General features: G+C 77.4%; 25 protein-coding genes and 1 pseudogene. 7 read left to right on the top strand and 19 right to left on the bottom strand.

Annotation, left to right across the window (positions count from 1 at the left end; translation table 11 throughout):
• Positions 1-14: 14 nt before the first annotated feature.
• On the bottom strand, positions 15-1,445 hold the full coding sequence (locus ACI798_RS19445; RefSeq protein ID WP_457048703.1) for an IniB N-terminal domain-containing protein: 1,431 nt from the start codon (positions 1,443-1,445) through the stop codon (positions 15-17).
• 239 nt (positions 1,446-1,684) lie between these two features.
• Here ACI798_RS19445 and ACI798_RS19440 point away from each other — a divergent pair, with 239 nt between their 5' ends.
• A complete protein-coding gene (locus tag ACI798_RS19440) occupies positions 1,685-3,817 on the top strand; it encodes an Hsp70 family protein (protein ID WP_457048702.1) in 2,133 nt (710 codons plus the stop codon).
• On the top strand, positions 3,814-6,411 hold the full coding sequence (locus ACI798_RS19435; RefSeq protein WP_457048701.1) for a LuxR C-terminal-related transcriptional regulator: 2,598 nt from the start codon (positions 3,814-3,816) through the stop codon (positions 6,409-6,411). Before ACI798_RS19440 ends, ACI798_RS19435 begins: the two co-directional genes overlap by 4 nt.
• Here the strand turns inward: ACI798_RS19435 and ACI798_RS19430 are convergent.
• Positions 6,408-6,665 (bottom strand): hypothetical protein, encoded by a 258-nt coding sequence (locus tag ACI798_RS19430; protein ID WP_457048700.1) that lies wholly within the window; start codon positions 6,663-6,665, stop codon positions 6,408-6,410. The two genes, ACI798_RS19435 and ACI798_RS19430, sit on opposite strands and share 4 nt — an antisense overlap.
• Before the next feature lie 105 nt (positions 6,666-6,770).
• Here ACI798_RS19430 and ACI798_RS19425 point away from each other — a divergent pair, with 105 nt between their 5' ends.
• Complete coding sequence (locus ACI798_RS19425) at positions 6,771-7,409, top strand: MBL fold metallo-hydrolase (protein WP_457048699.1); 639 nt, start codon at positions 6,771-6,773, stop codon at positions 7,407-7,409.
• Between the two features lie 39 nt (positions 7,410-7,448).
• Here ACI798_RS19425 and ACI798_RS19420 read toward each other — a convergent pair whose 3' ends face one another.
• From ACI798_RS19420 to ACI798_RS19410, 3 genes are all read right to left on the bottom strand, one after another.
• Positions 7,449-7,724, bottom strand: a complete 276-nt coding sequence (locus ACI798_RS19420; protein ID WP_456940395.1) for a GlsB/YeaQ/YmgE family stress response membrane protein — start codon at positions 7,722-7,724, stop codon at positions 7,449-7,451.
• Positions 7,725-7,858: 134 nt separating this feature from the next.
• Entirely contained in the window at positions 7,859-8,326 is a 468-nt protein-coding gene (locus ACI798_RS19415) for an SRPBCC family protein (protein ID WP_457048698.1), read from the bottom strand.
• A 19-nt stretch (positions 8,327-8,345) separates the two neighbouring features.
• The gene (locus ACI798_RS19410; RefSeq protein WP_456940397.1) at positions 8,346-8,786 is read right to left on the bottom strand and encodes a MarR family winged helix-turn-helix transcriptional regulator; all 441 of its coding nucleotides are present in this window, start codon (positions 8,784-8,786) and stop codon (positions 8,346-8,348) included.
• Positions 8,787-8,929: 143 nt separating this feature from the next.
• On the opposite strand from ACI798_RS19410, the gene ACI798_RS19405 reads away from it, so the two are divergent.
• Positions 8,930-10,063, top strand: coding sequence for a hypothetical protein (locus tag ACI798_RS19405; protein ID WP_457048697.1), 1,134 nt, complete (start codon positions 8,930-8,932; stop codon positions 10,061-10,063).
• Positions 10,064-10,071: 8 nt separating this feature from the next.
• On the opposite strand, the gene ACI798_RS19400 is transcribed toward ACI798_RS19405, so the two are convergent.
• The 8 genes and pseudogenes from ACI798_RS19400 to ACI798_RS19365 all read right to left on the bottom strand — a co-directional run bounded on the left by ACI798_RS19400 (position 10,072) and on the right by ACI798_RS19365 (position 15,617).
• Entirely contained in the window at positions 10,072-10,404 is a 333-nt protein-coding gene (locus tag ACI798_RS19400; RefSeq protein WP_457048715.1) for a hypothetical protein, read from the bottom strand.
• A gap of 197 nt (positions 10,405-10,601) precedes the next feature.
• A pseudogene (locus ACI798_RS19395) lies at positions 10,602-10,835 on the bottom strand (NAD-dependent epimerase/dehydratase family protein); the annotation flags it as partial.
• A gap of 17 nt (positions 10,836-10,852) precedes the next feature.
• Positions 10,853-11,161, bottom strand: a complete 309-nt coding sequence (locus ACI798_RS19390; RefSeq protein WP_457048696.1) for a hypothetical protein — start codon at positions 11,159-11,161, stop codon at positions 10,853-10,855.
• Between the two features lie 11 nt (positions 11,162-11,172).
• On the bottom strand, positions 11,173-11,619 hold the full coding sequence (locus tag ACI798_RS19385) for a sigma factor-like helix-turn-helix DNA-binding protein (RefSeq protein ID WP_457048695.1): 447 nt from the start codon (positions 11,617-11,619) through the stop codon (positions 11,173-11,175).
• A complete protein-coding gene (locus ACI798_RS19380) occupies positions 11,616-11,765 on the bottom strand; it encodes a sigma factor (RefSeq protein WP_456940399.1) in 150 nt (49 codons plus the stop codon). The genes ACI798_RS19385 and ACI798_RS19380 overlap by 4 nt, the downstream gene beginning before the upstream one ends.
• A 43-nt stretch (positions 11,766-11,808) precedes the next feature.
• Positions 11,809-12,549: a GntR family transcriptional regulator gene (locus tag ACI798_RS19375; RefSeq protein WP_387988678.1), complete on the bottom strand. Its 741-nt coding sequence runs from the start codon at positions 12,547-12,549 to the stop codon at positions 11,809-11,811.
• 79 nt (positions 12,550-12,628) lie between these two features.
• Positions 12,629-13,822: a metallophosphoesterase gene (locus ACI798_RS19370; RefSeq protein WP_456940400.1), complete on the bottom strand. Its 1,194-nt coding sequence runs from the start codon at positions 13,820-13,822 to the stop codon at positions 12,629-12,631.
• 175 nt (positions 13,823-13,997) lie between these two features.
• A complete protein-coding gene (locus ACI798_RS19365; protein WP_457048694.1) occupies positions 13,998-15,617 on the bottom strand; it encodes a CYTH and CHAD domain-containing protein in 1,620 nt (539 codons plus the stop codon).
• A 123-nt stretch (positions 15,618-15,740) separates the two neighbouring features.
• On the opposite strand from ACI798_RS19365, the gene ACI798_RS19360 reads away from it, so the two are divergent.
• On the top strand, positions 15,741-16,745 hold the full coding sequence (locus ACI798_RS19360) for a DUF2382 domain-containing protein (RefSeq protein WP_457048693.1): 1,005 nt from the start codon (positions 15,741-15,743) through the stop codon (positions 16,743-16,745).
• On the opposite strand, the gene ACI798_RS19355 is transcribed toward ACI798_RS19360, so the two are convergent.
• The 6 genes from ACI798_RS19355 to ACI798_RS19330 are packed head-to-tail and all read right to left on the bottom strand — an operon-like array spanning position 16,742 to position 22,061.
• Positions 16,742-17,527 (bottom strand): nitrilase-related carbon-nitrogen hydrolase, encoded by a 786-nt coding sequence (locus ACI798_RS19355; protein WP_456940403.1) that lies wholly within the window; start codon positions 17,525-17,527, stop codon positions 16,742-16,744. The two genes, ACI798_RS19360 and ACI798_RS19355, sit on opposite strands and share 4 nt — an antisense overlap.
• 22 nt (positions 17,528-17,549) lie before the next feature.
• Positions 17,550-18,746, bottom strand: coding sequence for a pyridoxal phosphate-dependent aminotransferase (locus ACI798_RS19350; RefSeq protein ID WP_457048692.1), 1,197 nt, complete (start codon positions 18,744-18,746; stop codon positions 17,550-17,552).
• The gene (locus ACI798_RS19345) at positions 18,743-20,197 is read right to left on the bottom strand and encodes an RNB domain-containing ribonuclease (protein WP_457048691.1); all 1,455 of its coding nucleotides are present in this window, start codon (positions 20,195-20,197) and stop codon (positions 18,743-18,745) included. The genes ACI798_RS19350 and ACI798_RS19345 overlap by 4 nt, the downstream gene beginning before the upstream one ends.
• A complete protein-coding gene (locus tag ACI798_RS19340) occupies positions 20,194-20,409 on the bottom strand; it encodes an RNA-binding S4 domain-containing protein (RefSeq protein ID WP_456940406.1) in 216 nt (71 codons plus the stop codon). Before ACI798_RS19340 ends, ACI798_RS19345 begins: the two co-directional genes overlap by 4 nt.
• Positions 20,410-20,425: 16 nt before the next feature.
• The gene (locus ACI798_RS19335) at positions 20,426-21,136 is read right to left on the bottom strand and encodes an MOSC domain-containing protein (protein WP_456940407.1); all 711 of its coding nucleotides are present in this window, start codon (positions 21,134-21,136) and stop codon (positions 20,426-20,428) included.
• Between the two features lies 1 nt (position 21,137).
• A complete protein-coding gene (locus ACI798_RS19330; RefSeq protein ID WP_457048690.1) occupies positions 21,138-22,061 on the bottom strand; it encodes an aldose 1-epimerase family protein in 924 nt (307 codons plus the stop codon).
• Between the two features lie 237 nt (positions 22,062-22,298).
• On the opposite strand from ACI798_RS19330, the gene ACI798_RS19325 reads away from it, so the two are divergent.
• Both ACI798_RS19325 and ACI798_RS19320 read left to right on the top strand, forming a co-directional pair.
• A complete protein-coding gene (locus ACI798_RS19325) occupies positions 22,299-22,439 on the top strand; it encodes a hypothetical protein (protein ID WP_457048689.1) in 141 nt (46 codons plus the stop codon).
• Between the two features lie 5 nt (positions 22,440-22,444).
• Positions 22,445-23,476 (top strand): DUF222 domain-containing protein, encoded by a 1,032-nt coding sequence (locus ACI798_RS19320; RefSeq protein ID WP_457048688.1) that lies wholly within the window; start codon positions 22,445-22,447, stop codon positions 23,474-23,476.
• Positions 23,477-23,533 lie beyond the last annotated feature (57 nt).

Genomic DNA, 23,533 nt, shown 5'->3' with positions numbered 1-23,533 from the left:
GCTGTCGGGAGGGATCAGTGGGCGCCGTGGTCGGCCGGCTCGACGACGACCACCTGGGTGTCGTCGACCAGGTCGTCGTCGGACAGGTCGTTGCCGTTCAGCGAGTCGTCGACGTCGACCCCGTCGTCGTCCGAGAGGTCGTTGCCGTTCAGCGAGTCGTCGACGTCGACCCCGTCGTCGTCGGACAGGTCGTTGCCGTTGAACGAGCCGTTGCCGTCGTTGTCCTGGGACAGGTCGTTGCCGTTGAGGGAGTCGTCGATCCCGTCGTTGTCCTGGGACAGGTCGTTGTCGTCGAACGAGTCGTCGATCGAGTTGTCGACCGAGTTGTCCGAGTTGTCGACGGAGTTGTCCGAGTTGTCCGACAGGTCGTTGCCGTTGAACGAGCCGTTGCCGGAGTCGTCGATCCCGTCGTTGTCCTGGGACAGGTCGTTGCCGTTGAACGAGCCGGTGACCGAGTGGTCCGAGTTGTCCTGGCCGGAGTTGTCGGACAGGTCGTTGCCGTTGAACGAGTGGTCGATGTCGACCGAGTTGTCGACGGAGTTGTCGGAGTCGTCGACCGAGTTGTCGGAGTTGTCGACCGAGTTGTCCGAGTTGTCGGTCGTGTTGTCGTGGCCGACGGAGTTGCCGTCGCCGGAGACGTCGTAGCTGTTGCCCGAGTCGGAGACGGTGACCGTGGTGTCGCTGTTGTCGACCTCCACGCCCTTCACGTCGTCGCCGGCCGCCACGCCGTCGCCACCGACGACCACGTTGTCGTCGCCGAAGATCGCCTGCGCGTCGCCGCTGACCCAGATGCTGTGGGAGGCGTCGATCTCGACGTCCACGTCGGTGTAGGTGACCTGGATGTTCTGCAGGTGGGTGATCACCACCGTCTCGCTGCCGCCGCCGGGGGCCGGGGCGTGGCCGCCGCCACCGCCGTGGCCGCCGCCGGAGCTGCCACCGTGGTCGTCGTCGTGGCCGCCGTGGTCGTGGTCGTCCTCGTCGTCGTCGTGGTCGGAGCCGCAGCTCGGGGCGCCGCCGTGGTCGTCGTGGCCGCCGTAGCCGCCGTGCGCCGGCTTGTCGTCGTCATCGTCGTCGCAGCCGCCGTGCCGGCCGTGGTGCGCGCCGTCGGAGTGGCTGTAGCCGTCGTCGTCGTGCTTGCCGCCGCCGTGACCACCGCCGTGACCGCCCTCGTGACCACCGCCGTGACCGCCCTCGTGACCACCGCCGTGACCGCCCTCGTGGCCGCCCTCGTGACCGCCCTCGTGGCCGCCGCCGTCGTGACCGCCCCAGGAGACCGGCGCGTAGCCGGCGACCATCGGCATGAGGTCGTCGACCTCGGCCGGGGTGGCGTCGACGCCCGCGGCGGCGAGCGCGCCCGCCGGGTCGGCCGCGTAGGCCTCGGCGGCCTCGGGGTCGCGGAACAGGTCGAGGATGAAGTCGAGCAACGAGCTGGCGAGGTTCGTCATGGCGGGTCCTCCGGGTCCGTGAGCCGCCCGTCGTCGGCCGGCTGGCGACGGCAGTCCAGCCGCCCCCTCCGCGACCGGGCAGCGGGCGGCGTCCCCCCTCTTCCGACTCCGCGTTGGGGGGTGCGCGCTGACTGCCCGTTAGGGGACTCGGGGTGTCGCCCCCCTCTTGCCGCCGGAGCGCGGGTGACACGGGGGGAAGGAGCGACAGCCGTTACACGCGCGACATACGGTCCCGCCACGTGTCGGCTCAGGAACCGGGCCGGGTGGGCGGGGCGACGGGGGGACCTGTGCGCGACGGCGAGTACGGCCTGGGCATCGACATCGGCGACGGCACGGTCGCCGCGGCGGTCTGCGCCGACGACGGGACGGAGGCCGAGCCCCTCCCCCTGGAGGACCCGGCGGGCCGGCCGGCCGGCATCGAGGTCGACGACCACGGCGTCCGGCTCGGGTCCCCTGCCCGGGGGCGGACGGCGCACCTCCTGGCACGGGTCGGCACCACGACGCCGCTGCGCCTGGCCACCGGGCCGGTGCCGGCCGCCGCGGTGGTCGCCGGGGCGGTGCAGCTGGTGCGGGCGGCGGCCGCGCTGCGGATGGGCCGGCCGGACGCGTGGACGGTGGTCACCGTGCCGCCGTCGTGGGCCGGGCACCGCCGGGGAGCGCTCGCCGCGGCCCTGGAGGAGGCCGGCGTCCCCCGCTTCACGCTGGTCTCGGCCGCGGTCGCCGCCGTCGCCCGGCACACCGGCACCGGCGAGCTGCCCGAGCGGCCGACCGTCGCCGTCTACGACCTGGGCGCCGCCACCGTCGACGTCGCCGTCGTGGGCCCCGACCCCGGTGACCCCGACGCGGGCCTGCCGGGGCACCTGGCACCCCCGCCCGCGCCGCTCGGGTGGGGCGGCCGGGACGTCGACGACCGGCTGGTGGGGCACGTCCGCCGGTCCACGACCGGCACCCCGGACGCGGCGGCGGCCGAGGCGCTGCGGCGCGCGTGCGTCGCGGCCAAGGAGGCGCTGTCGGCGGAGACCGCGACCCGGGTGCAGGTGGGCGCCGAGGCGGTCCGGCTCACCCGCGAGGAGCTCGACGAGCTGGTCGCCGACCCGGTCCGCGAGTCCGCCGGCCGGCTCCTGGCCGCCGTCGAGGCCGCCGGCGTCGACCCGGCCGCGCTGGACGCCGTCGTGCTCACCGGCGGTGGCGCCCGGATGCCGCTGGTCGCGGAGGTGCTCTCCGGTGAGCTCGGCCGGCCGCTGACGCTGGGCCCCGCACCGGAGCTCACCGTGGCCCTGGGCGCGGCCGGCCTGGCCGCGGAGGCCCTGGCCGCCGACGGCGTCCCCGGCACCACCGGGGACCACCTCCTCCCCGAGGTCCCCGTCACCACCCTCGCCACCGTCGACACGGCGCCGCCCGCGGCCGTCCCCGCGACCACCAGGCGTCCCGCGGCCGGCGCCCCGCCGCGGGGTCCGGAGGGGGTCCGCCGCCCCGCGGCCGGGCCGGCACCGGCCCGCGCGCGGGCCCGGCGCACCGAGCGCGGCGTGCTCGTCGGCGTCCTGCTGCTGGCCCTGCTCGTCCTGCCGCCCGCCGTCGCCGGGGTCCTCGGCACCGGCGTCACCAGCGTGCCGCCGGGCGAGGTCCCGGTGGCGCAGGCCGAGGACGGTGCCGCCCCCGGCGGCGGGTCGCCCGGCGTCCCCGCGCCGGACGCCGTCCGTCCCGCCGGTGCCGCCGCTCCCGGGGGCACGGCCCGGTCCGCCGGAGGCCTGCGGGCCACCGACTCCCCGGTCGCGGCGGCCGGCGCGGTCCCGGCCGCCGGCGCTCCCGGGGCGGCCGGACCGGCGGGGACAGCGGCGGCCGCGAGCTCCCCGGCCGGGACGCCGGCAGCGGGCGCCTCGGCGACGGGCACGACGACCCCCGGCACGACGACCCCCGGCAGCACGACCCCCGGCACCACGGCCCCCGGCAGCACGACCCCCGGCACCACGGCCACCGGGACGACGGCGGGCGGGGCGACGGCGGGCGGGGCGACGGCGGGCGGGGCGACGGCGGGCGGGGTCCCCGCCGCGGGCGCGGCGTCGGCCGGGGACCCGGCCCCGGGGACCACCCCACCGGGGACCACCGCGCCGCAGCCCACCGGCCCCTCATCGGGGACCACCGACCCCACGTCCGGGCCACCTCCGTCGGGGACGCCGGAGGAGACCCCCACCGGGACCCCGGTGACCGAGGCGCCCGGTCCCGGGACCCCGGTGACCGAGGACCCCGGGACCGGGACCCCGGCGCCGGACACGACGACGCCTCCCGCCGGGGAGACGGCGACGGCCGGCGACACCGGCACGCCCGCCGGCGACACCGGCGACCCGGCCGGCTCGTCCCCGGAGGTCCCGTGACCGCCGTCGGCCACCTCCCGGTGCACACGGCCGCCTCCCGCACCCCCTCCGTCCCCCGCCCGGCCCGGGGTGGCGGGGCACCGGTGGACGGCGCGGCGCTGAGGGCGGCCGGCGCTCGCGCGCTCGTCGTCTCCGGGCCGGCCGGGAGCGGCAAGACGCACCTGCTCGACGAGGTCGCCGCGGTCCACCGGCGGGCCGGGCTGACCGTGCTCGACGGGCGCACCGACGACCCGGACGGGGTGTCCGGGGACTTCGTCCTCGTCGTCGACGACGCCCACCGGGTCACCGCCGAGGTGGCCGACCGGGTGCGCCGCGCGCTGCGGTCCCCGCACGGCCGGGTCGTGCTCGCCTCGCGGCCCTGGCCGCGCCCGCCGGAGCTCGTCGCGCTGCTCGCCGACGTCGCCGCCGCGGTCCCCGACGACCGGCACTCCGTGGTGTCGGGTCACCTCGACCGCTCCCGGGTCGAGGCGTGGGTGCGTACCTGTCTCGGCCCGGGTGCCACGCCCGCCCTCGCCGACGCCGTCCACGCCCGGACCGGCGGGCTGCCCGCGCTGGTGCACGGCCTGCTGGCCGCGCTCGCCCGGCGGCCGGGCCGGGTCGACCTCCGCGGCGCCCCCGAGAAGATGCGCGCGCAGCTGGCCGCCGACCTCGACGCCCTCGACGAGCGGGCCCGGGGGCTGCTGCACGCCGTCGCGGCCGGCGCGCCGCTGGACGACGACGTCCTCGGCGCGCTGCTCGACGTCCCCCTCGCGCAGGTCGCCGACCTCGTCGCCGCCGCGCGGGCGACCGGCTGGCTCCTGGCCGACGGGCGGGTGGTCCCGCTGGCGCAGGAGGTGCTGCTCGCCACGGTCCCCGCCGAGGTCACCCGGCGCACCCGGCGGCAGCTGCTCGGCCTGCTGGTCGAGCGCGGCGAGGAGCCGGTGGGGCTGGCCCGCGGGCTGGCCGCCGACCGGGTGCGCGACCCCCGGGCGGCCGCGCTGCTGGAGCGGCAGGCCGATGCCGCCCTCGGTGCCGACCCGGCGCTGGCCGGGGAGCTGCTGGGCGAGGCCGCCGACAGCGGGGCCCCGGTGGCGGGGCTGGCCGCCCGGCGGGCGCAGGCCGCGGCCCTCACCGGCGACCTCGACAGCGCGGTGCGGTGGGCCGACGCCGCGCTCGCCGACCCGCACGCCGCCGACCGCCCGCGGGCCGCCGGGGTGGCCGCGGCGGTGCTGGCCCGGCGCGGGCTGCTCGGGCGGGCCGCGGAGCTCTACCGGCTGGCCGGGCCGGAGCACGCGGGCTCGGCGGCCCTGGCCCTGCTGGCCACCGGCCGGCCCGACGAGGCCGCCCGGGTGGTCGCGGAGGCACGGTCCGCGACGGCCGGGGGGCCGACGATGCTCGCGGTCAGCGAGGAGCTGATGGCCGAGGGCATCACCCGTTCCCTGCGCTCGGGCACCGATGCCGGCGACCCGGTCCCGGCGGCGCTGTCCACGCTCACCCGCGCCGCCGCGCTGCTGGAGCCGGTGGGGCGCACCGCGCTGCTCGTCGACACCCCCGCGGCGCTGGCCGCCCTCGTGGCCCTGCAGTGCGGCGAGCTGGCCGTCGCCGAGTCGGTGCTGCAGCGGGCGGTCGACACCGACCTCGGCGGGCGGCCGGCCCGCCCCCGGCACCTGCTGCTGCTGGCGTGGATCGCCATGCTGGCCGGGCGGATGGCCCGGGTCCGGGAGCTCGCGGCGGAGGCGCAGGCCGTCGAGGGCGGGGCGCTCGAGCCGCGCGACGAGCTGTTCCTGCAGGCGCTGGAGGTGGGGCTGGCCCGGCGCAGCAGCGACGTCCCCGCGCTGGTGCGCGCGTGGGTGCGGGCGCGCGAGGCCGTCGTCCGGTACCCCGTCGACCTGTTCACGCTGCTGCCGCTGGGCGAGCTGGTGGTGGCCGCGGCGCGGCTGCGCGACGGCGACCGGCTGCGCTGCCACCTGGCGGAGGCGCAGGACCTGCTGCGCCGGCTGGGGGAGCCGCAGCTGTGGGCGACGCCGCTGCACTGGAGCGGCGCGCAGGCGGCGATCATCACCGACGACCCCGCGGCGCTGCGGCCGCACGCGGCGGCTCTGGTCGCCGCCGCCCGGACCAGCCCGCACGCCGCGGTGCTGGCCGAGGCCGGCCGGACCTGGCTGCACGTCCTGACCGACGAGATCGACCCGGCCGCGGTGGTGGCCACGGCCGAGGCGCTCGGCGCGGCCGGTCTGGGCTGGGACGGCTCCCGCCTGGCGGGCCAGGCCGCGGCCCGGGTCGCCGACCCGCGGGTCCGCTCGGTGCTGCTCGCCTGTGCGCGCACGCTGGTCGACCCGGCCGACGGCGAGGCGCCGGGCGAGGGCGGGGAGCACGCCGCACCGGCGGCACCGGCGGCACCGGCGGCCACGGCCACGGGCGTGCTCAGCGACCGGGAGCGCCAGGTGGCCCGGCTGGTGGTCGAGGGACGGACCTACCGGGAGATCGGCGGGCGGCTGTACATCTCGGCGAAGACGGTGGAGCACCACGTCTCGCGCATGCGCCAGCGGCTGGGCGCCGGCACGCGGTCGGACCTGCTGGCCCGGCTGCGCGCGGAGCTGGCGGAGGGCGCCTAGCGGCCGGCGCCGGCCAGGACGACGCAGGGGACGCAGACGTCACGGGCCGACGTCGGCCACTCCTCGTCGAGGGTGACACGGGCGAGCGTGCCGCAGAGGGTGAGCTCGCAGGCACCGTCGACCTCGGGAGCCGGGCGGTGCAGCTCGACGGCGTGCCACAGGGCGGCGGTCGGGCCGTGGGCGCGGCTGCGGGCGGCGACATAGGCGGTCGCGGCGAACGCGGTCGGGGCGGTCGGGACGGTGCTGGGGGCCATGCCGGTTCCGTCGGCACCCGGACGCCGTCGTGCCAGCCGGGGCACGCGCCCCTCCCCCGTCCGGGTGAGGCGGCGAGCCGGTGGGGGCGACGGCAGGATGACCCCGTGGAGCTGACGAAGTACGGGCACGCCTGCGTCGCGATCAGTGACGGCGAGCGGCGGCTGGTCATCGACCCCGGTGCCTGGACCGAGCCGACGGCGCTCGACGGCGCGACCGCGGTCCTGGTCACGCACGAGCACCCCGACCACTTCGTCGGCGACCGGCTCCGCGCGGCGCTGGACGCCGACCCGGCGCTGGAGGTGTGGACGAACCCGTCCGTCGCGGGGCAGCTCGAGGGCCTGGGGAGCCGGGTGCACGCGGTGGGAGACGGCGACGCGCTGACCGTCGCGGGCTTCGACGTGCAGGTCCACGGCGAGTGGCACGCGGTGGTCCACCCGGAGCTGCCCCGGGTGCGCAACGTCGGCTTCCTGGTCGACGGGCAGGTGTTCCACCCCGGCGACGCGTTCACCGTGCCGGGGGCCCCGGTGGCCACGCTGCTGCTGCCGCTGCACGCGCCGTGGTCCAAGGTGGCCGAGGTGATCGACTACGTGCGGGCGGTGGACGCCGACCAGGCCTTCGCCGTGCACGACGGCCTGCTCAACGACACCGGGCTGGGCCTGGTGGCCGGCCTGCTGGGCGAGCGCGGCCCGGGCACGCCCACCCCCTACGGCCGGCTGGCCCCGGGGGAGGCGGTCGAGCTCTGATCCGTCGGGACCAGGGCCCGGCCGGCTCCCCCGCGTACGTCAGCGCCGGACGGCGCCGCGGTTGCGACCGGTGAGCGTGGAGGCCGCGACCACGAGCACGGCGGCGACGATGATGGAGATGATCCACCGGATCCAGTCGACACCGTTGGTGGACGCGACACCCAAGGCGCCGGCCACGTAGTAGCCGATCAGCACGCCGCCGATCCCGCACAGCACGGTGAGCCACAGGGGCGTGTTGTCTCGCGCCCCAGGGGCGACGAACTTACCCAGCAGGCCGATGATGAGCCCCGCCACGATCAGACCGATGATCTCCATAGCCAACTCCTCAGACACTCGACCGGCGCTGCCGAGCCGGCGGACGCCGGGACACCACGCCGATGCACGGCTGACTGGTGTACCCGGTCGCCCTGTAGTGAAGCGTGCTTCGCCTCGTCGAGAGGCGGATCACCCTATTGAGAAGAGTCCGCCACCTGCTCGACGTGCGCCGGGAGCTTGGCCAGCTCGTCGTCGACGGTGCGCTGCACGAACTGCTGCACGGCCCGGCGGGCCAGCCGGTCGGCCAGCCGGGGACGGCGCGGCGCGTGGGTGAGCGTGATGGTCACCCGGGTGGCGCCGTCGGCGGCGTCGTCGAGCTCGATGCGCGTGGTCCACGTCTCGGGGGTGAGCTCGAGCCGGGTGGTGATCGCCCGCCCGGGCTCCCACTCGACGATCTCGCCGCGCGGGGCGCCCTCGCGCGGGGTCTGGTCGGCGTCGAGCCGGCCGGGGACGCAGACGAACCGGGCGCCGCGCCCGGACCGCCCGCCCTCGACGACGTAGGAGACGTCGCAGACGGCGCAGTAGGGCTCCAGCACGGCCAGCGCCCGCCACACCCGGCTGCGCGGGGCGGCCACCTCACGGGTCCCGCTCGCCGTGGTCACCCCTCGACCGTAACCGGGATCAGCCGGGTCCCGGCGCCAGGTCGGCGAGCACGGCACGGGCGACGGCCCAGCGCTCCTCCCCCACCCGGCGCGCCCACTGCCGCTCGACGTCGGCCAGGCGCCGGCGCACCGCCTCGTCGACCTCCCGGCCACGACCGGTGAGCCGGACCAGCCGCGCCCGCCCGTCGGAGGGGTCGGGGAGCACCTCGACGTACCCCCCGGCCTCCAGCGGCGCCAGCGCCTGGGCCAGCGCCTGCTTGGTGTGCCCGCTGTCGGCGGCCAGCCGGCTCAGCCGCTCCCCCTCGGGCGGCAGCATCGCCAGCAGCCGGTAGTGGCGCATGCGCAGGCCCGGGTAGCGCGCGTCGCTGAGGGCGTAGAGGTCGTCCCGGATCAGGGTCATCGCCTGCTCGAGCAGCACGGTGACCAGGACGGGGCGGTCTCGGTTGACGGGATCGGACAAGCGGCTTCACCATCCACTCACCGTCAGACAAGCGGCTTGACCATCCTCCCACGGGAGCCCGCGATGACGACCTCGCCCTGGCTGGCGCTCTTCCGCCCCGTACACCTCCACCTCCCGCCCCTGCACCTCCCGCGGCGCCCGCGGTGACCGGCCTGCCCGGCGGGACGGTCCTCGCCGAGCTGCTGCCCGCCCTGCGCCGCCGGTTCGGCGACCCGGCGCTCGAGGTCGAGGCGGTGACCTGCCGCCCGCTCGTGCACGACGCCACCGCGCCGTCGACGCGGGCGCTCACCCGGGTCACCGTCGAGGGCCACGGGTCCGGCGGGCGGGTGGTGCTGCGCCTGGTCGCGAAGGAGCTCCAGGCCGCCCGGTACGGCCTGCCGCCGCAGATGCCCGACGACGCCCGCGCGCACCTGGACGAGATCATCCCGTGGCGGCTGGAGGCCGACGTCCTCGCGGCCGGCGTCGCCGCGTGCGCCCCGCCGGGCCTCCGTCCGCCGGACGTGGTGGCCGTGCACGAGCAGCCCGGCGACCGGCTGACGCTCTGGCTCGAGGACGCCGACCCCGTCGACACCCCGTGGACGGTGGACGACACCCTCCGCGCCGCGGAGGCCCTCGGCCGGCTGGCCGCCCGCCGTCGCGGCCGGCCCTGGCCGCCGATGCCGGGCGGGGACTTCCTCACCGTCTACCGGGACGAGCAGCTGGCCACCTGGGCGGTCCCCTGGCTGCACGACGACGCCACCTGGGCCGCGCCGGTCATGCGGGTGCCCGGGGTCGCGGCGCTGCGGGAGGAGGTGTGCGCCCTGGCCTCCCGCGTCCACGGCGTCCACGCCCGCCTGGCCCCGCTGCCGGTGCTGCCCGCCCACGGGGACGCGACGCCGATGAACCTGCTGCGGCCCGCCGCGGCGCCGGACACGTTCGTGCTGATCGACTGGGCCATGGCCGGGCCGGCGCCGGCCGGTTTCGACCTCGTGCCGCTGCTGTTCGGCCGGGCGGAGTGCGGGGCCGGCCCGCCGGACGAAGTGCCCGCCCTCCTCGGCCCGGCGGTCGCCGCCCACGCCCGCGGTCTGGCCGCCGAGGGCGTCGACGTGTCCCCCGCCGAGCTGGAGACCGGCGTGCTGCTGGCCGCGCTGCTGCGCTACCCGTGCACCGGCATGCCGCTGCACCTGCTGTTCGAGCCGGTCACCGACGAGGTGCTCGCCCACGCGGCGCGGCGGGCGGCGTTCGTCCGGATGGTGCTCGACCTGGAGCCCCGGCTGGCCGTGCTCAGCGGCCGGTGACGTCGCCCTCAGAGCTGCAGGGTCGCCGCGGCGAGCAGGTAGGCCGCGGACACGGCCTCCGGGTCGTGCAGGTCCCCCGGGTCCTCCGCCGCTGCCCGGGACCGTGCGCGCACCGCGGCGCCGGGATCGCCGGCGACGAGGTCGACGGACAGCCCGGCGATCACGGCGTGCGCGTCGTGCTCGTCCAGGTCGTCGAGGACGAGGCCGTCGTGGAGCAGGGTCGCCGCCTCCACGAGCACCTCCCGGGCCTGCTCGGCGTCCACCCCGGGCCGCGCCCGCGCGACCTCCTCCGCGGTCGCCAGGAACCGGTCGCGCAGGGCACCTGCGATGTCGGGCGGCACGCCGGGAGCGTCACAGCGGAGCCGTCTCCGGGTCGAGCGGATATCGGGCGGCCAGGTGCTCGGCGAAGGTCCGCCGGCCGTGGGCCGGTCCCGGCACGAGCGCCGAGCCCGCGCCGTAGGCGGCGGACAGCCGCCCTCCCGACGATCGAGACGACCACCAGGTGCCGCACGCCGGCGTCGGCGGCGGCCGACAGCAGCGTGTGGGCCGCCGCGACGTCCCCCTCTCCGCGCGGTCCGGTGGCCAGGTGCAGCACGGTGTCGACCCCGGTCAGCGCCTCGCGCAGGCCGGCGCCGGTGAGCAGGTCCCCGGTCGTCAGGCCCGGGCCGCGGCGCCGGCTGAACGCCCGGACGTCGTGTCCGGCCGCCCGCAGGCGGGCGGTGGTGGGGGTACCGAGGGTGCCGGTGGCACCGGTGACCAGCGTGGTCGTCATGGGTGGGTCTCCCTTCCTCACCCCGTCGGACCGGGCAGCCCCCCGATCCGTGACAGCCGGCCGTTGGCGTGGGCCAGCTTCTCCGGGTTGACGACCAGGTCGAGGGCGCTCAGCCGCTCGCCGTCGGTGTGCAGCACCAGGACGCCGTGCAGGGCCGTGCCGTCGGTGAGGGCCACCGCGGGGGCGCCGTTGACCTCGACGAACGCCGGCAGCAGCCCCGCGCTGAACCGGGCGACGACCCCGGCGACGTACCGGGCCACGGCCTCCCGCCCCCGCACCGGCCGGCGGGCCGCGTTGACGACGCCGCCGCCGTCGGCGCGCGCCACGACGTCGGCGGTCAGCAGGGCCTCCAGCGCGGCGAGGTCCCCGTCGGCGGCCGCGGCGAGGAGCGGACGGTCAGCTCCTGCCAGCGGGCCGGGTCGACCTCACGGGTCCCGGCGCCGGCGAGGTGCCGCCGGGCCCGCGAGTGCAGCTGCCGCACGTTGGCCTCGGAGGTACCGATCAGCTCGGCCACCTCGCGGGGGCTGTAGGCGAACGCCTCGCGCAGCACGTACGCGGCCCGCTCGGCCGGGGACAGCCGCTCCAGCAGGGTCAGCAGCGCGAAGGACACGCTCTCCCGCTGCACCGCCCCCTCCAGCGGGCCGAGGTCCCCGCCCGGGCCGGTCAGCACGGGCTCGGGCAGCCACGGCCCGGTGTGGACCTCGCGCCGGGCGCGGGCGGAGGTGAGCGCGGTGAGGCGCAGGTTGGTGACCGTCCGGGCCAGGAAGGCCGCGGGGTCGGTCACCCGCGCCCGGTCGACGCCCTGCAGCGCAGCCAGGCGTCCTGCAGCACGTCCTCGGCGTCGGTGGCCGAGCCCAGCATCCGGTAGGCGAGGCCGGACAACCGCTCCCGATGGGCCTGGAAGTCGTCCAGCACCGCCGTCCCCGTCACGGGCGGATCCTGTCAGCCGGGCCGGCCGCGTCCTCCGCCGCGCTCAGCGGCCGGTGACCGAGACCTCGAACTCGACCTGGCTCACGTCCGGCCGCAGCCGGGAGAAGCTGTGCACCAGCGGGTGCCCGGCGCTGTCGCGCACCGTGGTGCGGACGACGAGCAGCGGGGAGCCGGCGGCGATCCGCAGCAGGTCCGCCTCGTCCGGGGCGGCGGTGCCGACGTCGACGACGATGCGGGCGTGCGCGAGGTCGGCGCCGTACTCGCGGCGCAGGAAGTCGTACAGCGAGCCCTCGCTGAAGTCCTCCTCCGCGGCCCGCGGGTAGAGCGCGGCGGGCAGGAAGCTGTGCGCCACGTGGTTGGGCGCGCCGTCGACGCTGCGCAGCCGCTCCAGCTCGACGACGTCCTCGGCGACGTCGAGGGCGAGCTCGGCGGCCACCGGCGACGGCGCGGGCACGACCCGCTGGGTGAGCACCGTCGTCCCCACCTGGGCGCCCTGCTCGGCCATCACCGAGCTCCACCCCGCGATGCGGTGGACGAAGCTCTCGCGGTACTCGTGCCGGATCGCCGGCCGGGTCACGTAGGTGCCGCGGCCCTGCTCGCGCACGAGGTGCCCGTCGGCGACCAGCCCGTCGACGGCGCGGCGCAGGGTGATCCGGCTGACCCCGTACTCCGCGCACAGCGTGGGCTCCGGGGGCAGCAGGGCCCCCTCGGGCATCGCGGCGACCCGGCGCCGCAGGTGCTCACGGACCGAGAGGTACTTCGGTCCCGCCGTCGCCGCTGTCACGATCGCCAGACTATGCGGGAGAAGACGTCTGAGGACGTCATGTCGTATGAGACGTCTCTCGCTCGGGTGACGTCCACCTCTACGGTGCCCGGAGTTCGACCACGGTCACCTCGGGCCGCGCGCCGACCCGCATGGGCGGTCCCCAGTAGCCGGCGCCCGCGGTGACGTACAGCTGCGTGTCGCCGTGCCGCGACCAGCCCTCGACCGCGGGCTGGTCGAGCCGGATGGCGAAGTCGAAGGGCCACAGCTGCCCGCCGTGGGTGTGTCCCGACAGCTGGAGGTCCACGCCGGCGGCCCGCGCCTGGTCGACCATGAACGGCTGGTGGGCGAGCAGCACCACCGGCGTCGCGTCGTCGCGGCCGTCGAGGGCGGCGTCGAGGTCCGCGCCGTGCCCGGGGACGCCGGAGCGGGCCGCGGTGCGGTCGTCGATGCCGGCCAGGTCGAACGACGCGCCGCCGCGCGTGATCGGCACCCGCTCGTTGCGCAGCACCTCGACGCCGAGGGTGGGCAGGTGCCGCAGCCAGGCGGTGGTGTCGACGAAGTACTCGTGGTTGCCGGTGACGAAGAAGACGCCCTGCTCGCTGACCAGGTCGGCCAGCGGCGCGACGTCCTCGCGCAGCTCGTCGACCTCGCCGTCGACCAGGTCGCCGACGATCGCCACGACGTCGGGCCGCTGGGAGTTGACGATCTCGACCAGCCGCTCGAAGCGCCGTCCGCCGTAGGTGGCCGACAGGTGCCCGTCGGAGAAGGTGACGATCCGCAGGCCGTCGAGCGCCGGGTCCAGCCGCGGCAGCGTGACCGGCACCCGGCGGACGACGGGCGCGGAGTTGGCCAGGTACACCCCGGTGCCCGCCGTCCCGAGCGCCACCGCGCCGGCGGTGACGGCGAGCGTGCGGGCGAGGAACAGCCGGCGGGAGGGGTCGGGAGGTCCCGTCCCGGCCTCCGGCCGCGGCTCCGGGTCCGGGTCCGGGTCCGGCTCCGGGTCCGGGCCGACGGCGGGGACCGGTGCCGTCGTGGCCGGGACGGTGGCCGGGGCGGGCCGGCGGGTCCAGCGGCGCAGCACCAGGCGGACCGGCTCGAGGACGAGCAGCGCGAGGAAGGCGTAGAAGGCGACGCCGAGCCAGGTGTAGGCGACCCAGTCCAGGGGGGCGGCGGCGTCCCGGGGCAGCGTGCGGCGCAGCAGCACCGCGGCGGCGGGCAGCAGGGCGAGCACCACGGTGAGGACGGTGAGCCGCCGCCGCACGCGGCCGGGCCGGGTGGTGCTCCGGACCATGCGCCACCAGAGGTAGCCGTGCAGCAGGAGCAGGGCGACGAGGACGACCGTCCCGAAGCCGAGCAGACCGATCAGGGACAGGACGGACCTCGCTTCGGCTGTGCGGGAGACACCACGGCAGGAGACGCGCGAGCGGCCCGGGACGTTCCCGTCCCGGGCCGGCGCCCCGGCCCGCTCAGGCCTTCGCGGCCGCCTTCACCGCGGCGCGCAGGGTGGGCTCGAGCCCCCAGAACCGCTGGTCGGCGTGCTCGGCCCGCAGTTCCTCCAGCGCGTGCAGCCGGCCGTAGGCGAAGGTGTCCTCCCCCGCCTTGACGGCGGCCGCGGCCAGCCGCAGGCACCACTGCCGGGCGACGACGGTGTCCTGGGCCTCGCCGAGCACGTCCTGGACCTCCTTCATGCAGGCGACCAGGGCCTCGGCGGGCGCCCCGAGCACCGGTGCGGCGACCTCCGCGGTGTAGCGGACCCGCTTGGCCGCCTTGCGCACCTCGTGGAGGGCGTGCTCGGTCTCGTCCTCGTGGGCGCCCGGGTCCTCGGCCTCGCGCTCGCGGGCCTCGTCGATGCGGGCCTGCATCCGCTTGCCGGTGCGCTTGACCGCGTCGGCGAGGACGGCGTGCGCGGGCTCGCCGGCCGCCTCGGCCAGCGGCGGGTCGGCGAGCAGCGCGTCGAAGGCGTCGAGCAGCGCCAGGTGCCGCCGGTCCGACAGCGCCCGGACCGCCGCCTTGCGGCCCCGCTCGACGTCGGCGACCTCGGTGGCCTGCAGCCGGGCGGCCACCGGGCCGCGGACCAGCTCGACCGGCTGCGCCGCGACGACGGCCTTGAGGTGCTCGAGCGCGACCTCGCCGTCGCGGGCGCCGGAGAGCGCGGCGCCGATCCACTGCAGCTCGTCGCGGAGCGGGTCGGTGGCGGTGCGGTCGAGCACCGGCCGGAAGGCGGCCAGGATGCTGCGCAGCCGGCGGCAGGCCACGCGCAGGTCGTGCACGCCCTCGGGGTCGCCGGTGCGGACGCCGATGTCGGCGGTCTGCAGCGCCTGGACCTGGGTGCGCACCGCGCCGAGCACCACCTCGGCCGCCGTCGGCCCGTCCTGCTTCCTCGCCTTCTTCTTCGCCTTCTTCGCGTCGCCCTTCCCGTCGCCCCGGTCCTCGACCGCGGCCGGCGGGCGCACCGGGGTGGGCGCGGGGAGCCGGTCGGCCAGCACGCGGGAGAGCTTGGACGGCAGGTCGGAGGGCACGATGCCCGCCGCGCCGAGCGCCTCGGTGACGCCGTCGAGCAGCGCCTGGTCGCCCTCGACCAGCTCCACCTCCAGCTCGCGCCAGGTGGTGACGGTCGCCGGGCTCTCGGGGTCGGGGGCCAGCGCGGTGCCGGTGACGGTGTCGGCGGCGACCTCGGCGAGCACGCGGCCCTCGTCGTCGAGCAGGTGCGTGACCTGCCGCGTCGTCTGCAGGGTGGCGACCGGCTCCGGCCGCGCGCCGCGCAGCACGGCGGTCACCGGCTCGGTCACCGCCCGCGGCACGACCGTGCGGCGGGTGCCCAGCGGGGCGTGCACCTCCCGGCGGGAGCCCGCGACGGCGGTGGGCAGCTTGAGGTGCCAGCCGGCGTCGGTGCCGCCGGTCCGCCGGCGCAGGGTGATCCGCGCGCGGGCCAGCCGCAGGTCCGGGGTGTCGTAGTAGGTGGCGTCCAGGTCGTGGGTGACCGAGTCCCCCGTCGCGGCGACGCCGTCCACGGTCGTCAGGTCGGGGAGGACGACGTCCGGCCCCGTCTCGAACTTGCGCTCGACCTCGAGCTGTCCGCTGCCCACGTCGCCCTCCTCTGGATCGCCGTCGCGTCCGACCGTAGGCGTCCGGGTGTCGGAACACATCCGCGCGGGCACTCCCCCGCGGAAACGACGCCAGCCGGGGTGTCGACGGAGGAGGCGAGCACCGTGTTGAGCGAGCGAGACCTGTCCGCGGCGATCGGGAGCACGGTGCAGGGCCCCGACGGGGAGAAGATCGGCACCGTCGAGAGCTTCTTCGTCGACGACCGCACCGGCGCGCCCACCTGGGTGGCCGTGAGCACCGGCCTGTTCGGCACCCGGCACTCCATCGTCCCGGCCACGCAGGCGGCCTTCGTCGACGGCGTGCTGAGCGTGCCCGTGCACAAGGACGCCGTCCGGTCCGCACCCCACCTGGGCGGGGACCACCTCGGCCCGGAGGAGGAGGCCGCGCTGCGGCAGCACTACGGGCTGACGGCCGGTGCGGCGCCCGGCGTCCCGGCCGGGCAGCCCTGGGCACCGACGGGGACCGGACCGGCCCCTGCGGGGGCGGCGCCCGCGACCGACGTGCCGGCTCCCGGCGCGGCGGTGACGGACACGCCCACCCGGCCGGTCCCCCCGCCGGCCACCACGACGCGGACCACCACCGAGCAGGCCGCCGCGCCCCTGCCGCCGGAGCACACGCCGCGGCACGCCGCGCCGACCACCGACGGCGCGATGACCCGCAGCGAGGAGCAGCTCCGCGTGGCCACCGAGCAGGTGGCCACCACGCGGGTGCGGCTGGTCAAGTACGTGGTGACCGAGGAGGTGCAGGTGACCGTGCCGATCCGGCGCGAGGAGATCCGCGTCGAGCACGTGCCCCTCGACGCCCCCGACCTGCCCGGCGAGTCGCTGGCCCCCGCGGGCGGGCCGGCACCGGTCACCGGCGCCCCGGCAGCCGGCACCGGCACCGGCACCGCGGGCCTGCCCGGGGAGATCGTGCTGCACGCCGAGCGGCCGGTCGTGTCGGTCGAGGTCGTGCCGGTCGAGCGGGTCCGGCTGGCCACCGAGGTGGTGCAGGGCCAGGAGCGGATCAGCGAGCAGGTGCAGCGGGAGCAGATCGTCGTCGACCAGACCCGCTCGCCGCAGCCGGGACGTGCGGGAACGGCCCCGCTGCAGGGGCCCGCCGTGAACTAGCGAGCGGTGGGGGGCAGCGGGGTCCTCCTCCGGTCGGCGAGGAAGGCGAACCGCTTGCGGGTGGCGGTGACCTCGGCGGGGTCGACGTCGGCCAGCACGAGCGTCTCGCCACCCGCGGCGGCGGCCAGCACCTCGCCCATCGGGTCCACGACCCGGCTGTCGCCGGCGTGGTGCAGGCCGTCGCCGCCGGTGCCCACCCGGTTGCAGGCGACCACGTAGGCCTGGTTCTCGATGGCGCGCGCCCGCAGCAGCGTCGTCCAGTGGTGCCGGCGGGCCGAGGGCCAGTTCGCCGTCACGAGGTAGACGTCGGTGGTCTCGGCGGCGTCCCAGAACACGTTCGCGAAACGCAGGTCGTAGCAGACGAACGGGGTGATGCGCAGGTCGCCGACGGTCACCGTCACCGGACCGTCGCCGGCGCGGTAGCGCTCGGCCTCGCCGCCGTGGGTGAACGGGTGCAGCTTGCGGTAGCGGTGCACCGTGCCGTCGGGGCCGGCCAGGACGAACGAGTTGTACGGGAGGTCCGCGCCCGGGGCGACCTCCGGGCAGGTGCCGGCCACCCAGACGCCGTGCTCGGCGGCCTGCGCACGCAGGAAGGACGCCGAGGGACCGTCCTCGGGCTCGCCGATGCCCGGCGTCATCGAGAAGCCCGTGGAGAACGTCTCGCTGAGCAGCACGAACTCCGCCCCGGCGGCCGCCGCCCGGGCGACCTGCGGCGCCAGCCGGGCGTAGTTGGCCTCCCGGTCCTCCCAGACGATGTCGTGCTGGACGATGCCGAACCTCACGTTGCGCCTCCCCGGCCGGACCTCATGCGGACATCCTGCCCAGCCGGGCCACGGCCTCGGTGAGCACCTCGTCGCGCTTGCAGAAGGCGAACCGCACGAGGTGGCGACCGAGATCGGCGTGGCCCGCCGTCCAGAAGACGCCGGCGGGCACCGCCACCACCCCGCACCGCTCGGGCAGCGACCGGCAGAAGGCCAGGCCGTCTCCGTCGGCCTGCACCCCGCGGACGTCGACCATGGCGAAGTAGGTGGCCTGCGGGCTGATCGTCGGCAGTCCCGCCGCGCGCAGCCCGGCGACCAGGACGTCGCGGCGGCGCTGCAGGTCGCGGGCGATGCCGGTGAAGTAGGCGTCGGGCAGCGCGAGACCGGCGGCGATCGCGGGCTGGAAGGGCCCGGCGTTGACGTAGGTGAGGAACTGCTTGGCGGTGCGGACGGCGGCCACCAGCGGCGCCGGCCCGCAGGCCCAGCCCACCTTCCAGCCGGTCGTGCTGAACGTCTTGCCGCCGCTGCCGACGACCAGCGTCCGCTCGCGCAACCCCGGGAGGGTGGCCGCGGGGACGTGCTCGGCGCCGTCGAACACCAGGTGCTCGTAGACCTCGTCGGTGACCAGCAGCAGCCCGGCCCCGAGGACGACCTCGGCGACCAGGTCCAGCTCGGCCCGGCTGAACACCTTGCCGGTGGGGTTGTGCGGGGTGTTGAGCAGCAGCAGCCTCGCCCGCGGGGTGACGGCGGCGCGCAGGTCGGCGGGGTCGAACGTCCAGACGCCGCCCTCGGTGTCGGCCGGCGGCGGGGTGAGCGGGACCGGCCGGAGGACGCCGCCGGCCATGGCCACCGCTGCGGCGTAGCTGTCGTAGACCGGCTCGAAGAGGACCACCTCGTCGCCGGGCTCGACCAGCGCCAGCATCGCGGCGGTGAGGGCCTCGGTGGCGCCGGCGGTGACCAGCACCTCGGTGTCGGGGTCGTAGGCGAGGTCGCGGAAGCGCTGCACGTGCGCGGCGACCGCTGCCCGGAGCTCCGGGGTGCCGGGGCCGGGCGGGTACTGGTCGGCCATCGTGCCGATGGCGGCGCGGGCGACGTCGAGGACCTCGGCGGGGCCGGGGGTGTCGGGGAAGCCCTGGCCGAGGTTGATCGACCCGGTGGCGACGGCGAGCGCGCTCATCTCGGCGAACACCGTCGTCCCGAAGCCCTGCAGCCGGTCGGCGAGGTACGGTTCGCGGCTCACGCGACCACCTCGAAGCGCACCGAGCGGCGGGCGACGTCGGCCTCGGTGAGCCGCACTCGCACCCGGGAGCCGGCGGCCGGGCCGGTGCCGGTGCAGCGGGCGCGGATCGCGGGCTCGGCGAGGACGACGGTGCCGCGGTCGCCGTCGACGTCGACCACGACGGCGTCGAACACCGCGCCCTCGCGGCCGGCGAGCAGCCAGGCCTCGGTGGCGTCGACGGCGGCCCGCTCCACCGCCCGCGTGCGCCGGTCGGAGGCGGCCATGAGGCCGGGCAGCTCCGGCAGCACGGCGCGCACCGCGGCGTCGGGCTCGCGGCCGGCGGCCAGCGCGAGGCAGACCTCGGTGGCGAACCGGTCGACCAGCCGGCGCAGCGGGGCGGTGACGTGCGCGTACGCGGCGCCGACCCCCGCGTGGCCGGTCTGCTCCGGCGGGGCGCCGTCGAAGGGCGTGTAGGCCGCGCCGCGCAGCAGGGCGGCCGCCTCCTCGAGGAAGGCCGCGTGCCGGGGGTCGGTGACGTCGAGCCCGGCGAGGACCTGCCCCGGCCCGGCGCCGTCCGGCCACCGCACGCCGAGCGCGGGGGCCAGCCGGCGCAGCCGATCGACGTCCTCCGGCCGGGCCGGCGGCAGGGTGCGCAGCACGCCGACGCCGCCGTCGAGCATGAGCCGGGCCGCGACCCGGCCGGTGAGCAGCGAGACCTGCGCGTTCCAGCCCTCGACCGGCAGGTCCGCGCGGGCGACCAGCGTCCAGCCGCCGTCGGGACCGCGCACCACCTGCTGCTCCGGGGTGCCGAGCTCGAGGGCCCCGCGGTCGGCCGCCCGCCGCTCGAGCAGCCGGCCGACCTCGGGCAGCAGGGCGACCGGGTCGGGCAGCGTGCCGGCGTCGGCCTGCGCCTGGACGTCGGGGTAGGCGAGCTGCGCGCGGCTGCGGACGCGGGCCCGCCGCAGGTCGACGCCGCGCACCTCGCCGTCGGCGTCGAGCCGGATCGTCCACAGCGCGGCGGCGCGGTCCTCCCCCGGCAGCAGGCTGGCCGCGCCCTCGCTCAGCACCGGCGGGTGCAGCGGGGTGCGCCGGTCGGGGCTGTAGAGGGTCTGGCCGCGGCGCCGCGCCTCGGCGTCGAGCGGGCCGCCGGGGGCCACCACCGCGCCGACGTCGGCGATGGCGTAGGAGACGACGTAGCCGCCGTCCTCCCGCGCCAGGTGCACCGCCTGGTCCAGGTCGCGGCTGCCGGGCGGGTCCACGGTGACCAGCGGCAGGCCGGTGGCGTCCTCGTCCGGCAGCGGGACGTCCGCCGCGACCCGCTCGGCCTCGGCCAGCACGTCGGCCGGGAAGGACTCGGGGACGTCGTGCTCGGCGCGGATCGCGGCGAAGTCCGGCCCGTCGGGGGCGGCGTCCGGCCACCGCGGCAGGGCGAGGGGGAACCGGTTCCACGTGGAACCCGCGTCGGGGCTCACGCGACGCGCACGTCCTCGGCACCCTCGATGGAGACGACGTCACCCCGGCGCACCTGCCGGCCGCGGCGGTCCTCGGGCTCCCCGTTCACCCGCACCACGCCGGTGACCAGCACGTCCTTGACCTGCGCGCCGGTCGGCACGGCGTCGACGAGCTTGAGCAGCTGACCGAGGCGGATGGAGTCCTCACCGGGACGCAGTTCGACGGTGCGCACGACGTCGATCGTGCCCTCAGGCGGGGACGAGCGCGTCACCGACGGCCACCCGCCCGGGCACCGGGACCAGCGCGCCGACCGCCAGCGTCCCGCCGCGCTCGCGGTGCACGGTCTTGAGGACGCCGGTGTCGCGGCCGATGCCGCCCGGCTGCGGCCGGGTCACCATGACGCAGCGGCTGACCGGCTTGAGCACGTCCAGCACCGCGGTGCCCAGCCGCACCGTCGACCCGACCAGGTCGTCCTCGCCCGCGCCGTCGAGCAGCACGTTGGCGCGGAACCGCCGCCGGTCCCAGGTGCCCAGCGTGCCGGTGGAGACCAGGGAGACGCGGATCCGCGAGCTGTCGTGGAAGGCGCCGGACGCGCCCTCCCAGGCGTCCCACGGGCCGCCGTCCTCGTCGTCGACCGGGTCCTCGTACTGCCGCGGGCCCCGGACGGCCTCCGCCGCGCGCAGGGCCACCGGCGTGCCGAGCCAGTCGGACAGGACGGCGTCGTCGTCGGTGACCGTGCCGTCGGGCAGGACCACCTCGACGCCGCCGTCGGCCCGCAGCCGGCCGGAGGCGAACAGCAGGTCGGGGACGCGGCGGGCGGTGAGGCCGAAGCCGGTGGCCCGGTCGAACAGCGCCCACCGGCGGTCCCCGGCCAGCCCCTCGGGCCCGACGTCCACGGCGTCGAGCCGCTCGCCCTGCAGCGACTTGACCGGGTACCGCCAGAGCTCCTGCACGCGCACGTCAGGCCGCCGTCCAGGTCAGGGTCCACGTGCCCGACCAGGTCTCCCCCGGGTCGAGGACGACGAGGTCGACGTCGTCGGCCAGTGCGTTCGGCGGGCAGGTCATCGGCTCGACGGCGAGGCTGCGCCGGCGCTGACCCTCGGGCAGCGTGTCGCCGCTGTAGACCTGCAGCCACGGCCAGGACCGGTCGACGGCGAGTTCGAGCGCGCCCGCGGCGCCCCGTAGCCGGACCCGCGCCCAGCCGTCGTCGTCGCGGTCGAGGTCGGTGACGGCGTCGTCGAGGGCGCGCCCGCCGATCCGGCCGACCGCGCCGTCGAAGGGCCGGCGGGTGCCGGTGGGCAGGCCGCCGTCGAGGTCGAGGGCCGTGCGCGCCGGGACGGTGAGCTCGGCGTCGCCGATGCCGCCGTCGCGGTCCGCTCCCACGGAGAGGTAGGGGTGCATGCCGGCGCCGAACGGCGCGGGCCGGTCCCCGGCGTTGCGGACCCGGACGGTGACGGTGAGCCGGTCGTCGCCGAGGAGGTGGTCGACGGCGGCCGCCAGGCGGAACGGGTAGCCGGGGCGGGCCTCGACGACCGTGCCGACGGTGACCGCGTCGGAGTGGCGGGACAGCACCTCCCACCGCTGCCAGGTGACCAGGCCGTGCGCGGCGGGCTTGCCGGGCGCGGCGACGTCGAGCTGGAGCCGCTGCCCCTGCCAGGTCCACTGCCCGTCGCGCAGCCGGTTGGGCCAGGGCAGCAGGACGCCGCCGCGCCGCCCGGTGGGCACCGTGCCGGCGGGATAGCCGTCGAGGACGTCCCAGCCGCCGGCGGTCAGGGCACGCAGGCCGCCGCCGCGCAGGTCGACGGCGAGGCGGGCGTCCCCGCGGACGAGCTCCACCTCCGCCGGCTCGGTCTGCGGCCAGGCGGTCATCGGCGGCACGCTCACCGGCTCACCCCACCACACCCGCACCGTGCCGGCCCAGCTCGTGGTCGAGCGTGAGGACGGCGCCGTCCGTGTCGTGGGCCGGCACGACGGTCCCGCGGAGCCCGGCCATGTCGTCGACCGCGCCTGCTCCCGACCCTGCCCCACCCGCTGCGTCGAGGCCCTGCCGGCATCTGTGGACAGGCTCCTGACCTGGGAATTCGAGCTGTGGAAGGTCACCAGATCCACTAGACTTCGATCATGTGTTCGGGTGAGCTGGGCAGCGGGGACGTCCTCGACGACGTCGCCGCGCTGGTCGCCGAGCGCAACCGGATCGACGCCCGGCTGGCCCGGGCGGTGCGGGCCGCGGAGCTGTCCAGGCTCCCGAACGCGACGGGCTGAGGTCGATGGCCTCCTGGCTGCGCGGGCACTGCCGCCTGTCCCGGGGCGAGGCGTCGCGACTGGTGCGCAACGGTCGGGCGCTGGAGCACCTGCCCGTGCTGGCCGAGGCGCACGATGCCGGGCTGGTGTCCGCGGAGCAGGTGGCCGTCACCGCCGACGTGACCACCCCCGCCCGGCGGGCCGCCACCGCGACGCAGGGCGTCGACCTGGGCGAGATCGACGCGATCCTCACCGCCGTCGCGATGGAGCAGGAGCACGACGCCCTGGTCGTCGTCGTCCAGCGCTACTGCGACGCGCTCGATCCCGACGGCCCGGAACCGGATCCGACCGAGGGCCGGTCGCTGACGCTGTCCAAGCACGCCGACGGATCGGTGTCGGGCCGGTTCCACCTCGACGCCGTGGGCGGGGAGAAGGTGCAGACCGCACTGGAGGCCCACGTGCAGGCCGACCGGCCTGCCGGCGACGAGCGCTGCCGCGCCCAGCGGCTCGGGGACGCCGTGGTGCAGCTGGCCGACAACGCGCTCGCCTCCGGCGGGGTGCCGGTGCTGCGCGGGGTGAAGCCGCAGGTCGTCGTGGAGGTCGACGCCGGGGACCTCGCCGCTGGGCAGGGCAGCGCGGAGCTCGGCTCCGGCGCGCTCGTCTCGGCCGCCCGGGCCCGCTGGCTGGCCTGCGACGGCGCGATCGCCCGGGTGGTCATGGGGCCCGGCGGCGTGCCGCTCGACGTGGGCCGGGACCACCGGCTGGCCACCCGGGGCATCCGCCGCGCCGCGGAGGTCCGGGACGGCGGCTGCGTCTTCACCGGCTGTGACGCCCCGACGTGGTGGTGCGACGTGCACCACCACGTGCACTGGCTCGACGGCGGCGAGACCTCGCTGGAGAACTCGGCTCTCCTCTGCGAACGGCACCACACGAAGGTCCACCACGGATTCCGCATCGAGCGACAACCGGGTGGTGGATGGCGCACCTGGCGCCCGGACGGCACCGAGATCACCGTGCCGGCACCGCTGCGGCGACCACCGCTGGTGCCCGCCGCCTGAGCTCCTCGGCCGGGGCCGGCCGGGCGCCGGGGGGCGCCGGCGCGGGCGCGGGGGGCG

The sequence above is a fragment of the Geodermatophilus sp. SYSU D01045 genome, assembly GCF_054050295.1.
Note: the sequence above shows the minus strand (reverse complement) of the source record. Positions and strands in the feature narration are given on the sequence as shown.